We start from the raw sequence: 14,864 nt of genomic DNA, 5'->3' as shown, positions 1-14,864 counted from the left end.
ATGTATTCGGCCAGGCGAAGCTGATGAGTTTCGTCCTTGCTGACGATGCCCAAGGTCTCTGAACGTAAAGGTATGCGGGAGATCATTCCAAAGAGCCGATAGGGATCGGAACGTCGAAAAAGCCGCAAAGGCGGGTCAACGCTAGAGCAGCAGGGAGCTTGCTCCATTGCTTTTCATCTCGCGATCGTAGCCTCTGGTTTATCCGCCGCGACCAGAGCGCTGGTTCTCTCTGCTGTTTCGGCTATCCAAGGAAAGCGCCGTTTTGACAGCTCTCCTACCGGAATTACCTTTTTTTACCCCATTTTGGCGCGTTCGGTTGTAATGTACTTCGCACGGCTTCGCACACAGTCTCTTGCAGCAGTGCCGTTCCAGGACAATCGCGAAGAGCAAGCGATGGCAGCTCGGCTGCTTCTCGACCCGTTGTTGCCCGGGAAAATAACAACCGAGGGGCTGTCAGTGAGTTTATCGAATTAACCCGATTCAGGCGCGGAAACGCAAAACCGGCCGAGGAAGAACGATGCCTTGTACTCGTACCACCCTCACCCTGTCTGATGCGAAACGCATGCTGGAGGCGGGGGAAGCCAGAGCCGCAAGCTTCGGCGTTTCCTACAACATTGCCGTCGTCGACTACGGTGGTGCTCTCGTGGCTTTTGCGCGTCAGGACGGGGCGCTCATCGGAAGCATCGATCTTGCCATCGGCAAGGCAGTGACGGCACGTCTATTCGATAAGACCACCGCCTATTTAAGTGAACTGGCACAGCCTGGTGCGCCGCTCTTCGGCATTGAGCACAGCAATGGCGGGCGGGTCATCATCTTCGGCGGCGGCATACCGGTGCGCATGGACGGCGAAATCGTTGGTGCGGTGGGCGCGAGCGCCGGAACGATAGAGCAAGACATTTCGGTCGCTGAGGCGGCAATCGCGGCACTTGATTCAAGCAACGCTTAACCAGACATCCGGATAAAAAAGCCGTGCATGGCTATTACACCCTCGAGACAGGGAGCCATGGTCGTGAGGAATTGGCGCAGTGCTCATGCCACCCGCTCGGGTTCTGGCGAGATACCGATCCTGAACTTGTCGCGCACTGGACATGCCGCCTTCGGACAGCATGCCCCGGCGACTTTCCCTCGGCGCCGCGTTGGCCGTTGCTGATGTCAAACCGCCGGTTAAAAGAAGTAAATTTTCGGTCAACTATTCTTTGCAGCTTTGAAAGCCGCGAGTACGGTTGCCTGCAATAGCCAAGTACGAGCAACTTAGGGAAGGCTTGCCATGTTTGATATCACGGTAAATGGCGTTAGGCATCAAGTAGACGTGGTTCCCGAGATGCCTTTGCTCTGGGTTTTGCGCGATGAGCTTGGCATAACAAGTCCAAAGTATGGTTGCGGAATAGCCCAATGCGGCGCTTGTACGGTGCAAGTCAATGGAGCAGCCGTGCGCTCCTGTCAGGCACGTATGGTTGATATTGCGGGCAAGGCCATAACCACGATTGAAGCCGTGGGTAATGGCAAGCTGCACCCGGTGCAGGAGGCCTGGATCGAACATCAGGTACCGCAGTGCGGCTACTGTCAAACCGGCCAAATTATGCAAGCGATCTCCCTGCTCAAATTGAATCCCCAACCCTCGGATGAGGACATCAACAAGGTCATGTCGGGAAATCTCTGCCGGTGTGGAACATATGAACGTATTCGCCTCGCGATTCACACAGCCGCTCAGAAGATTGGAGGGAATTGAGATGAGCGAGAAACCGGGTCTCTCGCGTCGTACTTTCGTTTTCGGCTCCGTCGCGGTCGCTGGAGGTGTGGCTTTCGGGCAGTATGGTCAGGCGCAACCGGCACCTTCCGCTGCCGCGTCGAATCCGCTGATGGCGGACCTCGGCCCGAATTCGGTTTCATTCAATCCTTGGGTAGAGATCAGTCCGGAAAAAATAACACTGATTGCCCAGCATGCCGACAAAGGCCAAGGGGTCGGTTCTATCCAGCCTCTCATGATCGCCGAAGAGTTGGACTTGGAGCCTGGGCAATTCGAGGTTCGCTTCGCCGGACCTAGTCCTGCCTATTTCAATACTGGCTTTGCCCACGAACTTGCGCCGTTCATGGCGGCAGACCAAAGCCCTGAAGCCGAGAAGGCTCGCGCGGCGGCCCTGGAATGGCTCAGGAAAGCCGGCCTGCAGATGACCGGGGGCTCGAGTGCCATTCCCGATACCTACGAAAAGCTGCGCATGGCCGGCGCGATCGCGCGGGAAACGCTCAAGGCGGCTGCAGCCAAGCGCACAGGAATCGCGGTCGTCGACTTACGCACGGAGGCCGGAAGCGTGATCTTGCCCGACGGGACGAAAATTCCGTACGTCGCGCTTTCGGCCGATGCGGCGAAGATTACACCCGTCGCGGTCGCCAAGCTCCGAGAACCGTCACAATGGCGAATTCTCGGCAAGCCGATGGAGCGACTCGATATCCGATCAAAAGTCACCGGCGAAATGAAATTCGGTATCGACCGGACGATGGACGGCATGGTTTACGCCGCCGTCAAGCTGAACCCCAACAAGGGGCAGCCGATCAAGTCATACGACGCCAGCAAAGCTCAGTCGATGCCTGGGGTCCAGACCATTCTCAAGATATCGAATGGTATCGCCGTGATCGCGACGAACAGCTGGTACGCGATGCAAGCGGCCGAAATGGTCGACTGCATATGGGAGCCGAGCAAATATCCGGCCGAACAGGCTGACCACTGGAACGTCGTTGCCGCTTCCTTTGCTCCACAATTTCTCGGTAAGGAGTGGCGCAACGACGGCAAGATCGACGCCGGGTTGAATGATGGTACGCTGGTCGAGGCGGAATATCGCGCACCTTACGTGGGGCATCAACCGTTGGAGCCGCTCAACGGCATAGGCATCGTCACCGATAAGGGAATGGAAATCTGGGTCGGACATCAAACGCCACAATCCGTGCAGTACATCGCTGCCACAGCAATTGGCATGAAGCCGGAACAGGTGACCTTCCATAACGAGTGGATGGGTGGGAGCTTTGGGCATCGCCTCGAATTCGAAAATGTCAGAGTACTTGCCGAGATCGCGAACCAGATGCGAGGGATACCTGTAAAGCTCATCTTCTCACGCAAAGAAGACTTCTTGCAGGACATTCCTCGGCAGATTGCGATGGGCAGGTGTCGGGGAAGTGTCAATGGTGGAAAGATCATGGCGGCCGATTTGCAGGTGGCCGCAACAGCGCCATTCAAAGAGCTCCAGGCGAGGATGGGCGCGCCAACGAAGGACCCCGATGGCCAACTGGCGGTTGGCATCTGGAACGTGTACTACAACATTCCCAATTACCGGGCGACAAGCTTCGAAGTACAAGGACTGTCACCGTCGACGACCTGGCGGTCCGTTGGGGCTTCAGCCAACGGATTTTTCACCGAAAGTTTTATCGACGAGTTGATTCACGCAGCGGGGCTCGATCCGCTCATGGCGCGCATCGAAATGTGCAAGATTCCCATCTACCGGAAGCTTATGGAAACCGTTGGCGAGATGGCGGACTGGAAAGGCCCCCTTGGAAGCGGTAAAGGCCGCGGCGTTGCGTTTGTCGAGTCGTTTGGCACGGCTGTTGCTGAGATCGTCGAAGTGACTATGACAGGCGCAGGTATCAAAATCGACAAGGTGTGGGTGGCCGCTGATGTCGGAAAGATTATCGATCCTGTCAACTTCGAGAATCTCGTCCAGGGCGGCGTCGTGTGGGGTCTTGGCCATGCTATGAACTGCGAACTCACCTATGCCAAAGGGGCTGTGCAACAGACCAATTATAACCACCACGAAGCTATGCGCATGTATCAGTGTCCCGTGATCGAGGTGCGTGGCCTGGAAAACGACTACACCGTCAGGGGCATTGGTGAGCCGCCCGTACCACCTGCGGCGCCCGCGCTGGCTAACGCCATCTTCGCCGCGACCGGCAAGCGTATCCGCGAGATGCCGTTCAACAAGTTCATCGATTTCGTGTGAGGGCGGGCCATGAGAAGAACAACTCTGATCGCGCTCACGTTTGCCAGTTCATCAATCTTCGCCCTGATGGGAATAGTCCTGGCTGAAGACGGGGCGAACGATGTGCTGCCGCCTGGCAGCGTCAGCACCGCCGAGGGGCTGCAGGCCTGGAAGAGAATTGAAGCGGTGGTGACGCACCCACGTTGCGCCAATTGTCACGTCGATGCTCAGGCTATTCCGATCTGGACACCTGCTGGCGAAAGCAAGCCGCGAGTGCACGGCATGAATATCCATGGTGGAGAAAGCCGGATAGGGGCAGAGACAATCCCATGTTCGACGTGTCACGTGACTTCGACCGCACCGAACGATCCAGCACCGGCGCCTTTGCATGCAGGTATCGACTGGCAGCTTGCGCCGGTGGAATTCATCTGGTTTGGCAAGAGTGGTGCCGAGATCTGTACCCAACTGAAGGATCCCAAACGCAATGGCGGCCGCGACGCTGCCGGTCTCCTCGAGCATTTGAGGCACGACGCATCACTTAGCGGATTTATTCCAAGAGCCTGGGCGCCTGGCGCCGGCCGCACGACCCCGCCGGGAACCTTCGAGGATCACGTCAAAGACATGGCTCTTTGGGGAGCCGCCGGCCAGCCCTGTCCGGACTGAGGAGGAGACTGTGGTGTGGTTCGATGCGCATGCGGCGCGGTGCGCATGGTCGGACAACCGGACATTTGGGTGGGCCGTTTCGTGCTGATCGGCGTGATCCTTCGGTCCATTGTGAAAGGAGGCAGAGATGCTGGAGAAAGCCTATCGTGGCCAATGCGCTGCCGTAAAGGTGCATTGCACGAACGAGGCGGAGCGGCGAAAGCGGGGCCTCACGTTGTTCGCCCTGGCACTCGGAAGCTTCTGCATCGGGACGTCCGAGTTTGCTAGCATGGGGATGCTCCAGCTGTTCTCCGCCAGTCTTGGAATCGACATCCCCTCAGCAACCAATGCGATCGCTGCCTACGCCTTCGGTGTAGTGATCGGAGCTCCTCTCGTTACACTGGCGGCGGCTCGGCTTAACCGAAGAACCCTTCTCCTGTGCCTCATGGGCCTGTTCATCCTGGGAAATGTCCTGTCTGCGCTCGCCACCGATCTCGGTACGTTCGCCTTCGCCCGCTTCATCAGCGGCATGCCGCAAGGAGCCTATTTCGGTGCCGGCGCCGTGGTTGCGTCGTACATCGTTGGCCCTGGTCATGCCGGCAAGGCCTTTGCACTCGTCATGTCCGGTCTGACGGTCGCCACGATCATCGGCTCGCCCCTGGCGACATTCCTCGGCCAGAGTCTTGGCTGGCGAAACACCTATTTCAGCGTCGCCGCGGTAGCCGGTCTGGCCTTGATTGCCTTGTGGACCTGGGTGCCTCGAACCCAGGCGCTTCAGGGCGGATCCGTGAGGCAGGAATTGGCCTCTCTGCGCCGGCCGGCGGTTTGGGCCATGATGCTCGTCGCGGCACTCGGCGTGGCCAGCATCTTCGCTGTCTATACTTTTATCGGTCCCTTCGTTACCGACCTTGCAACGCTAGATCAAGCATGGATTCCTGTGGCGCTGGCACTATTCGGCCTTGGAATGACGGCGGGTAATTGGATAGGAGGACGGCTGGCGGATTCATATCCCGCGCGAGGAATGGTCGTGGGCTATGGCAGCGCCCTGATCGTGCTTTCGGTGCTGGCGACCGGTGGCGGCAAGGTGTGGATATTGATGCCAGCGCTGTTCGGCGTCGGCGTCACCATGATGGTCGCCATTCCCACGATCCAGGTGCGCCTGACGCGTGTTGCTCCGGATGCCCCTACATTGATGGGCGCCCTGAACCTTGCTGCGCTCAATATTGCCAACGCGATCGGTGCCTGGACAGGCAGCCTGACAATTGCGGCCGGCTTTGGTCTTCTCTCCACCGTATGGGCGGGCTTTGGACTGACCCTTCTGGGTCTGCTCGTCTTTGCGCTCACCTTGCCTAAGGTTCCTCAGCCAGCGCCTGCTTGACCCGCCATGGGTTGCATGGAAATGTCCGCGGCAGCAGGCGGCAAGCCTGGGCTTTGGTGGTGCGCAGGATAGACTGACAACTGATCGGGATACCGTCGCTCACGAGCACGACCATAGGCCGGCCGATATGTCGATATGGAGTTCACACAATGGCGATCACCGATGCTCGACGGGAGCAAGCATATCCAACACTTTCGACTTTCCAAATCAGGATGGCTCGGCGCTTCGCGAGCGGCGAGCCGAGGCGCTTCGGCCCAGGCGACATCGTCTATGAGATCGGAACCCGCAACGTGCCTGCCTGGCTTGTCCTAGAGGGCTCCGCCGATGCAATTCAGCGCGCTGGGTCTGGCAGGTCGTCCGTAATCGCCTCCTACGGTACCGGCCAGTTCACCGGCGAGACCAATCAGTTGTCTGGTCATGCAACCCTGGCATCGGTGGTCGCGGGCGACAACGGCGTTACTGCAATACCCTTTGATGCACCACATCTTCGCGCGCTTGTCATCGGGTCGGCGGATGTTGGTGAAGCAATCATGCGCGCCTACATTCTCCGTCGCGTCTCGCTGATCCAAGAAGGTCAGGTCGGCGGTGCGGGGTCGATTCTGGTTGGACGCCGGGATGATCCCGACATCGTGAGGTTGTCCGGATTTCTCACCCGCAACGGCTATCCCCACTCCCTCGTCGCCGCATGTGAGGCCGAGGGGCGCGAGCTGGTCGAACGGCTCGGCATTGCACATGAAGATCTGCCATTGATGATCTGCCCAAACGGCACATTGCTCAGAAATCCGAGCGACGCGGATGCTGCGTCCTGTCTTGGCATCATGCCGGATCTCGATCCGAAGAATGTCTATGACGTGGCAGTCGTCGGAGCGGGACCGGCTGGGCTGGCCACCGCTGTCTATGGGGCATCTGAGGGACTGTCTGTTTTGGTTCTCGACTCGCGGGCTTTCGGCGGCCAAGCGGGCGCATCCGCCCGGATCGAAAACTATCTCGGCTTCCCAACTGGTATCTCCGGACAGGCTCTTGCAGGGCGTGCCTTCAATCAGGCGACGAAGTTCGGTGCCGAGCTTGCAATCCCATTGACCGTCGGAAAGCTGTGCTGCCATGGACCTGAGTCGGAAGCTCCTTTCTCTCTCGAGCTCAGCAATGGGTGTACCGCGCGGGCGCGTTCCATTGTGATCGCGTCAGGAGCACGCTACCGTCGGCCTGAAATCACCAATGTCGACGAGCTGGAGGGGGCCGGCGTTTCCTACTGGGCATCGCCGATCGAGGCCCGCCTGTGCGCCGGAGAGGAAGTCACCCTCGTCGGCGGCGGAAACTCGGCCGGCCAAGCCGTTGCCTACCTCGCGCCGCAGGTCCGGCACTTGCACCTTGTCGTCCGGCGACCGCTCGAGCAGACCATGTCAAAGTATCTGATCGACCGGATCGCGGGGTTGGATAATGTCGAACTCCATGTGGGCAGCGAGATTGTGGGCTTACATGGCGACCGAGAGACAGGTCTGACCGGCGCCACCTTCCGTGACGCCCGAACCGGCGAGACCGAGGAGTGTGCTTCGCGCCATCTCTTCCTGTTCATTGGCGCCGATCCTAATACCAGCTGGCTTGACGGCTGTGTCGCGATCGACCCAAAGGGGTTCGTTCTCACGGGGGACGCTATAGGCCATGGCGAACGACTGCCGCTAGAAACCAGTTGCCCTGGCATCTTTGCCGTTGGAGACGCACGGGCCGGCTCCACCAAGAGGGTCGCGGCCGCGGTCGGTGAGGGCGCGGCGGTCATCGCGCAGATCCATTCTTTTTTGGTGCGAAATGTGGGATCCGCGTCGATCGTGGCTCCCACGCCTATCCCAGGTCCAGGCTGATATGCTCCAAGGAGGACCTGAAGGCCAGGCTGCCTCCTCGACAATGCCGACGCCAAGGAATAAGTGGCCGCGTGAATCGGGATGTTTTCGTCAATTGTCCTTGTGACGCCGACTGTCGCCAATTCTTCTATGCAATCGCATTTACCGTCGTGCGATCCGGGTTTGTCGCGCGCTGCGTACTCGAGACCGACAATGCAGCCGACAATCGATTTGATACGATCTGCCGGATGACTGCGGACGGCCGTTACGGCATACACGACATCTTGCGCACCGGCGTCGATGGCACTCCCCAGCTACGCCGCCAGGGTAAAAAGCAGATGCTGGGCTGGACCTGGGCTTGCCAGGAAAAGGACAGTGTCTTACCCATGTGCAGGTTTGACCCCCTCATATGCCCGATGAAGGCAGCCCGCACGTGGGCTGCCTTTGGACAAGCGCCGACGCCGCTCGGCCCTGAGCTGCTTGGTCAAGCACCTGGTTAGACGGTCGCTGTGTCGGCATGGATCAGGCTAGTGGCGTACCATTCCGGCATCGACATTCAACGTCTGGCCCGTGATCCAGCGCGCATCGTCGGAGGCAAGAAACGAAACCACATCGGCGATATGTTCAGGCTGCCCTTTGCCTTTCATCGCCTGAAGCATCTCGACGAAGCCGAACGCCTCATTGTGCGGGCTCGCCTTGACGCCTTCGCTCTCGATCAGGCCGGGCGTCACCGCATTTGCCGTGATGTTGTATTTGCCAAGTTCTGTGGCGAGCGCCCTGGTGAAGCCGATGACGCCGCCCTTGGCCGCGACATAGGCCGCCATGTTCGGCGTGCCGGCAAAAAAGGTGTTGGATGCGATGCTGATCACCCGGCCGGCCTTGCCAGCGTCGCGCATCTGGTCAGTTCCCGCGCGGCTGACGATGAAGGTGCCGGTCAGATTGACGTCAATGATCTTGCGCCAATGTTCAAGATCGACGTCGTCCCAGGCAATGAACGGCACGATGCTGGCATTGTTGACCAGGATGTCGATGCCGCCCGTCAGCGCCTGTATTTCGGCAAACAGTGCCTTAACAGATGCCGGATCGGAAATGTCGGCGGCAATCGCCCTCGCTTTTCCACCGATCGATGCGGCCGCCGCCTCGGCGCCCTGCGCGTTGATGTCGCTGACCATGACGGTCGCGCCATCGGCGGCCAACCGCGCGGCGATAGCCTTGCCGATCCCTTGTGCGGCCCCCGTAACCAGCGCCGTCTTTCCCGCAAGCCGTTCGTTCATTTTGCATGCTCCATGATTTGTGATCCTGTGATTTCAACTCACGCGTCGGCGTCGATAATGGCGAGCGCCGCCTCGATGCCTTTGCCGATCGCAAGCTTCTGGCCCAAAGCATTCATGGCGCCGCCAAGCGCCGTCAGCGCGGCGATCGCGTAGATCGGCTGGGCGGTCGGACCCATATGGCCGATCCGCGTCAGCTTGCCCAATGTTTCGCCGCGACCCGACGAAAACACCACGCCATAGCGGGCGCGCGCGGCCTGTCGAAGCAGCTTCTCGTCAACACCTTCGGGGGTGCGAACGGCAGTGGTGGTTGGCGAGGCGATCCAGTCGCTGGCGGCCCAGATCGACAGGCCCATCGCGGTGACGCCGGCGCGCATTGCCTTGGCAGTAAGCGTGTGGCGCGCCCACACCGCCTCCGGTCCCTCGTCGAGATAAAGGTCGAGCGCGACATCGAGCCCATTGATCTCCGAGACCGACGGCGTGAACGGAAACGGCTCGTGCCTTGACCACGCATTTTGCCAGTCGACGATGCTCAGCATCGATGCGCGCGGCGCTAGTGGATTTGCCTTCATCTTGGACCAGGCCCGCTCGCTGACGCCCATCATGGTGAGGCCGGGAGGCGCGCCCAGGCATTTGTTGGGACCGGTGACATAGATATCGGCCTTGCAATCCTCCGGATGCGTCTTCATGCCGCCAAAAGACGAGACGGCGTCGACGATGAGATAACCGCCATGCGCCGAGACCAGCGCGCCGATGGCATCGATCGGATTAATGGTGCCAGATGGCGTGTCATGATGGCACACGGAAACGATGGTGATTTCCGGATGCGCTTTCAGCATTGCCTCCACCTCTTGCGGGTCGATCGCTTCATTGTAGGGCACCTCGATTTCGATGAGGTGTGGCGAATAGCGCTTCGCCCAATAGCCGAACCCCTTACCGTAAACGCCGGAGGCAAGATTGAGCACGACGTCGTCGGGCGCGATCAGGGAAGCCGCGGCGGCTTCAAGGCCCAGTACCGGCTCGCCATGCAGAATGACCGGCCTGTTCGACAGCCGCATCGCCTGCTGCGCCTTGTTGACCACATTCTCGTAGAGAAGCTGAAACGCCGGGTCGTAGTCGTAAAGCACCGTGCGCCCGAGGCCGCGCAGCACTTGCGCATAGGCGTTCACCGGCCCCGAGGTCAGGGTGATCACCGGATCGGCGTGTTCGGGATAGCGCATCATCTTCTCTCCTGACTTGGCGGGCGATCAGCCGTAGAATTGCGTGCCGGTCTTGTAGTTCCTGAAGTTTTCCATGTCGTGCGAATACATCAGTTCGGCACCATGGTCCTCGGCCAGTTTCTTCACTTTGCGCATCGAATTGACGCCCGCCACCGGGTCGATATGGAACGCCGCCTGGCACAGGGTTTCAAGGCTCTTCTGGGTATAGGCCGCGTCGATGGTGAACATCATCGGCTGGCGCTTGGGGAACTCGACGAGCAAGCTGTAGTGGCCGATCGAATGGCCGGGCGTCGAGATCAGCTTTACCCCCTTGGCCAGATCGATGTCGCCCTCGATGCCCTCGAAGGTCGAATTGGCGCGCGTCGTGCCTTCCAGCAGTTGCGCGGTCGCGCCACGTGCTTCCGCGGCCTCCGCCGAGAAGCTCAGGTCCGAATAGCCCAGATGTTCGAAGGGTTGGGGATTGCAGGCCTGCGGTATCTCGCTGCGGTGGCAGATCTTCTTGGCATGCGGAAAATACTTGTTGCCGCCGCAATGGTCGAAATGGAAATGCGAATTGACGACAACGTCGATGTCCCTGGGCTCGAGCCCGAGCAAGGCAAGCGCGCCGGGAATGGTCTGGTGCTTTTCCTGGATCGGCTTCTCGAAGGGCAGCACCTTCATGACGTGATCGTAGTCATAGCCCGTATCGATCAGGAAGCGGCCCTCGGCATGCTCGATCAGGATCGAATAGACCGGAAAGCGCACTTCGCCGCCAGGGCCGCGATTCCAGAACACATGATAGCCGTCGAGAACGAGCGAGCCGCCATCGAGCAGGTAGATCTTGGTATCCGACATTATTCCCTCCTGTTTGGCGCGGGTCCCATCGCGCAACTGATTGTTGTCAGCGCGTACCGCGCTCATATGGAATACCCAGCGCCGCCGGTAGACTGGCCCGCCGGCCGAACAACACCAGCATGATCATCACCGCCAGGAATGGCAGCATCTGGATGACGTCGGTCGGTATGTTGATGCCCGCCACCTGCATGGCAGTCGTCAGCGACAGGCACACGCCGAACAGCAGGGCGCCGAACAGCACCCAGACCGGACGCCCGCGCGCCAGCATGGCCAGCACGATGCCGAGAAAACCGGCGCCGTTGCTGATGAACGGAATGAACAGGCCGGCCCCGACATTGGCAAGATAGGCGCCGCCGAGCCCGGCCAGCGCGCCGGTCGTCAGCACCGCGATGGTCCGGGTCTTGATGACATCGATACCGGCGACATCGAGCGCAGCCGGCTTGTCGCCCGCCGCCTGCAGGTTGAGGCCGAGCTGGGTGTGCCGATAAAGGTAACGCATGCCGAACACCAGCGCGAGCGCCAGATAGACGATCAGGTGATGCTTGAAGAAGGCAGGTCCGATGACAGGAATATCCGACAGCAGCGGAATGACGGTGGCGTTCGCCGCTGGCAGGCGCGGATAGCTGCGTGAGAACTGGAAATGATGAAGCAGCGCCGTCAGGCCTTCGAGACCCAGTGTCAGCGCGATGCCGATGACGATCTGGTTCAGCCCGATGCGCACGCAGAGCAGCGCCATGATCAGCGCCACCGCGACGCCGCCGGCGGCACCTGTTAGGAATCCCAGCCACAGCGACCCGGAATAGAACGCGCCGACGAAGCCAAGATAGGCACCGGCCAGCATCATGCCTTCGATGCCGATGTTGAGCACGCCGGCTTTTTCCGACATCTGCTCGCCGAGGCCGGCCAGCAGCAGCGGGATGGCCGCGGTGACGGCGCCGAACATGAGCGCGCCGAGAAAGACTTCGCTGAATAGCCCGGTCATGCTCAAGCCTTTCTCGACTGGTTGTAACGGTGGTCGACATACTCGGCAAGAGCGAGCACGATCAGCACGATGGAGACCAGTACCAGTGTGAAATGATTGGGCACACCAAGCCGCCGTGCCGCGCTTTCGCCGCCGATCGACAGCACCGAAAGCAGGAACACGAAACCTATGGCGGCAAAACCGTTCATGCGGGCGAGGAACACGGCCGGAATGACTGCCAGCCCGTAAGCGGGGTTCCAGTCGGCGCGGACATTGCCCTGCACGCCGATGATGTCGACGGCACCGGCAAGGCCCGCGAGCCCGGCGGAAATGGCAAAGACGGCAACAGTCAGACCAGGTACGCCGAGCCCGGCATGAATCGCCGCTCGCGGATTGGCGCCGACGATTCGCAGTTTCAGCCCGAACGCCGTGCGCGTCATCACCAGATGCACGATGATGATTGCTGCCAGGCCGAGCAGCAGCCCGCTGGTGATGGTCGTATCGAACAGGCGCGGCAGCCGGTCCTCCACCGGTAGCGTGCGTGTCTGGGGAACGGTCGTGCCGGGATCGCGAAACACAAGCTTGACCAGAACATTGGCAAGCGAGGTGCCCAGGAACGTCATCATCAGCGTGGTGATGATCTCGTTGACGCCCTGATAGCCCCGCAGCAGCGCCGGCACCAGCGACCAGATCATCGCTACCGCTGCGGCGATCAGGAACGAACAGATGAGAGCCAGCCAGGCCGGCATCAACTGGACGAACACCGGAGCGCTGGCGGCTGCCGTGACGGCACCAAGCAGGAACTGGCCGTCGCCGCCAAGATTCCACATCCCGGCGCGAAAGGCCACGATCAGACCGGCGGCAAGAAACAGCAGCGGCGCCATGCGCGTCAGCGTCTGCTGAATGCCAAGCGGCGAGAACAGGCCCTTTTCCAACACATAGCCATAATAGGCGAGCGGGTCGACGCCGACGGCAAGCAGGATGCAACCGGCGATGACCAGTGCGGCCAGGATCGGGCCGAGCGTCATCAGCAGCCTGTGGAGGATGTCACGGCGCGCGGCCGCCGCGCTCGTGGGATCGGGTGCGGTAGCATTGACCGAGGGGGTGTCGATACTCATGCGGCCAGTCCGATCATCAGGCGACCGACCCTGGTGCGGGCGTCGTCTACGTTCTCGACGGTGCCGACCAGCGCTCCGCTGGCGATGACGGCTATGCGGTCGCACATGCTGAGCAATTCCTCAAGGTCGGTGGAGATCAGCAATACAGCAAGGCCGCGCGCTGCGGTGGCGCAGATGCGCTGGCGCGACGCCAGCGTATTGGCGAGATCGAGCCCATAGGTCGGTTTGTTGAAGATCACGACCTTGGCGCCTTCGGCCAGTTCGCGCGCCAGCAGAACCTTCTGGATATTGCCGCCCGAAAGCCGCGCGACCGGCGTCTTCAGGCTTGGCGTGCGTACATCGTACTCGCGCACGAGCTGGGCGGCGCGCTTGTCGATCTCGGCGCGCTGTTCGAAGCCGTTGCGCCAGAACGGAGGGGCGCCCACCTGCTTGAGGAAGAAGTTTATCGAGACCGGGAAGGTTCCGACAGTGCCTTCGCCCAGCCGGTCGTCGGTCAGGTAGCGTAGACCGCGCTGGCGGCGTTCGCCAACGCTCAGCATCTCGATGGCGGTTCCCTCCAGCCGCACCGAACCACCAGTCGTCACGCGTTGACCTGCCAATGCCTCCGCCAGTTGTTTCTGGCCGTTGCCATCGATGCCGGCTATGCCAAGGATCTCGCCTGGACGAATGTCAAAGGAGATCGACGACAGGCCCGGTGCGTTGTCCGTAGGCGCCGCCGCGAGATCCGTGACCTGAAGCAACGGAGCGGCTTCAACGCTGACTTTGCGGATGGGGCGCTCGACCGCTTCCGGATCGTCCTTCTGCTTGCCGAACATCAAATCCACGATCTGCGAGATGATCTCCTGTTCGCCCAGCGCGCGGAAGCGCTCGGGCGGAATCTCGCCGACCTTGCGGCCGAGCTTCAGCACCGAGATGCGGTCGCCGAAGGCCGCCGCCTCCTTGAGCTTGTGGGTGATAAAGACGATCGCCAGTCCCTGCTTGACGAGGCGGCGCATCAGCGTGCCCAGTTCGTCGATGCCCTTCGGCGTCAGCATAGAGGTGGATTCGTCGAGGATCAGTAGCCGACTGTTGCGCACCATGGCGCGCAGGATCTCCACCTGCTGCTGCTCGCCAAGCGAAAGCTCCGACACCCTGGCATGCAGCTTCACCGTGATGCCGAGGCTGCGTGTGATCTTGGCGACGCGCGCCTCAAGCGCCTCGATCCTGGGGCGCTGCCACCAGGGCCCGCCAAGCAGAAGGTTCTCGGCCACGCTCAGAGCCGGCACCAGCATCATGTGCTGGAAGACGGTTCCAATACCGAGCGCCAGCGCGTGGCGCGGCGAGGTGATCTGTGTCACTTTGCCGTCGACCAGTATGCGTCCCTCGTCCGGCTGCAGCAGGCCGGACAGCATGCCGATCAAGGTGGATTTTCCCGCGCCATTCTCGCCGAGCAGCACATGCACCTCGCCCGGACGGATTGACAGGTCGATGCTGTCATTGGCGACAATGCCGGGGAAGCGTTTGGTCACGCCTGCAAGCGCGACGATGTCGCATGTGTCGGCGCCCGGTAATGAAGAAAGACTGCCCATGAAAGCCCACAACCTCAAAAACATGAAATCGGTCCGGAGGGATGAACGGGTCACCCTTCCGGTAGCCGGTTT

General features: G+C 60.6%; 13 protein-coding genes. 7 read left to right on the top strand and 6 right to left on the bottom strand.

Annotation, left to right across the window (positions count from 1 at the left end; genetic code table 11):
* Positions 1 to 517 precede the first annotated feature (517 nt).
* The 7 genes from CU100_RS15740 to CU100_RS15710 all read left to right on the top strand — a co-directional run bounded on the left by CU100_RS15740 (position 518) and on the right by CU100_RS15710 (position 8,320).
* Positions 518 to 946, top strand: coding sequence for a GlcG/HbpS family heme-binding protein (locus CU100_RS15740; RefSeq protein ID WP_106717541.1), 429 nt, complete (start codon positions 518 to 520; stop codon positions 944 to 946).
* Between the two features lie 321 nt (positions 947 to 1,267).
* Positions 1,268 to 1,729, top strand: a complete 462-nt coding sequence (locus CU100_RS15735) for a (2Fe-2S)-binding protein (RefSeq protein WP_106717540.1) — start codon at positions 1,268 to 1,270, stop codon at positions 1,727 to 1,729.
* A gap of 1 nt (position 1,730) precedes the next feature.
* Positions 1,731 to 3,986: a xanthine dehydrogenase family protein molybdopterin-binding subunit gene (locus CU100_RS15730; RefSeq protein ID WP_106717539.1), complete on the top strand. Its 2,256-nt coding sequence runs from the start codon at positions 1,731 to 1,733 to the stop codon at positions 3,984 to 3,986.
* Positions 3,987 to 3,995: 9 nt separating this feature from the next.
* Positions 3,996 to 4,628 (top strand): hypothetical protein, encoded by a 633-nt coding sequence (locus CU100_RS15725; protein WP_106717538.1) that lies wholly within the window; start codon positions 3,996 to 3,998, stop codon positions 4,626 to 4,628.
* A 127-nt stretch (positions 4,629 to 4,755) separates the two neighbouring features.
* The gene (locus tag CU100_RS15720) at positions 4,756 to 5,985 is read left to right on the top strand and encodes an MFS transporter (protein ID WP_106717537.1); all 1,230 of its coding nucleotides are present in this window, start codon (positions 4,756 to 4,758) and stop codon (positions 5,983 to 5,985) included.
* Positions 5,986 to 6,134: 149 nt separating this feature from the next.
* Positions 6,135 to 7,841 (top strand): FAD-dependent oxidoreductase, encoded by a 1,707-nt coding sequence (locus CU100_RS15715; RefSeq protein WP_106717536.1) that lies wholly within the window; start codon positions 6,135 to 6,137, stop codon positions 7,839 to 7,841.
* Positions 7,842 to 7,912: 71 nt separating this feature from the next.
* A complete protein-coding gene (locus tag CU100_RS15710) occupies positions 7,913 to 8,320 on the top strand; it encodes a hypothetical protein (RefSeq protein WP_106717535.1) in 408 nt (135 codons plus the stop codon).
* A 27-nt stretch (positions 8,321 to 8,347) separates the two neighbouring features.
* Here CU100_RS15710 and pldH read toward each other — a convergent pair whose 3' ends face one another.
* Genes pldH through CU100_RS15680 form a run of 6 tightly spaced genes read right to left on the bottom strand, consistent with a single transcriptional unit; the run spans position 8,348 to position 14,792 of the window.
* Positions 8,348 to 9,094, bottom strand: coding sequence for a pyridoxal 4-dehydrogenase, SDR-type (gene pldH, locus CU100_RS15705; RefSeq protein WP_106717534.1), 747 nt, complete (start codon positions 9,092 to 9,094; stop codon positions 8,348 to 8,350).
* A gap of 38 nt (positions 9,095 to 9,132) precedes the next feature.
* A complete protein-coding gene (gene ppaT / locus CU100_RS15700) occupies positions 9,133 to 10,311 on the bottom strand; it encodes a pyridoxamine--pyruvate transaminase (protein ID WP_106717997.1) in 1,179 nt (392 codons plus the stop codon).
* Positions 10,312 to 10,338: 27 nt separating this feature from the next.
* Positions 10,339 to 11,145: a 4-pyridoxolactonase gene (gene pldA / locus CU100_RS15695; RefSeq protein ID WP_106717996.1), complete on the bottom strand. Its 807-nt coding sequence runs from the start codon at positions 11,143 to 11,145 to the stop codon at positions 10,339 to 10,341.
* A 46-nt stretch (positions 11,146 to 11,191) separates the two neighbouring features.
* The gene (locus tag CU100_RS15690; RefSeq protein WP_106717533.1) at positions 11,192 to 12,127 is read right to left on the bottom strand and encodes a putative B6 ABC transporter permease subunit 1; all 936 of its coding nucleotides are present in this window, start codon (positions 12,125 to 12,127) and stop codon (positions 11,192 to 11,194) included.
* 2 nt (positions 12,128 to 12,129) lie between these two features.
* Complete coding sequence (locus tag CU100_RS15685) at positions 12,130 to 13,224, bottom strand: putative B6 ABC transporter permease subunit 2 (RefSeq protein ID WP_106717532.1); 1,095 nt, start codon at positions 13,222 to 13,224, stop codon at positions 12,130 to 12,132.
* Positions 13,221 to 14,792, bottom strand: a complete 1,572-nt coding sequence (locus tag CU100_RS15680; RefSeq protein ID WP_106717995.1) for a putative B6 ABC transporter ATP-binding protein — start codon at positions 14,790 to 14,792, stop codon at positions 13,221 to 13,223. The genes CU100_RS15685 and CU100_RS15680 overlap by 4 nt, the downstream gene beginning before the upstream one ends.
* Positions 14,793 to 14,864 lie beyond the last annotated feature (72 nt).

Source organism: Phyllobacterium endophyticum (genome assembly GCF_003010935.1).
Taxonomy (GTDB): Bacteria; Pseudomonadota; Alphaproteobacteria; order Rhizobiales; family Rhizobiaceae; genus Phyllobacterium; species Phyllobacterium endophyticum.
This window is presented reverse-complemented; position numbering and strand designations above follow the sequence as displayed.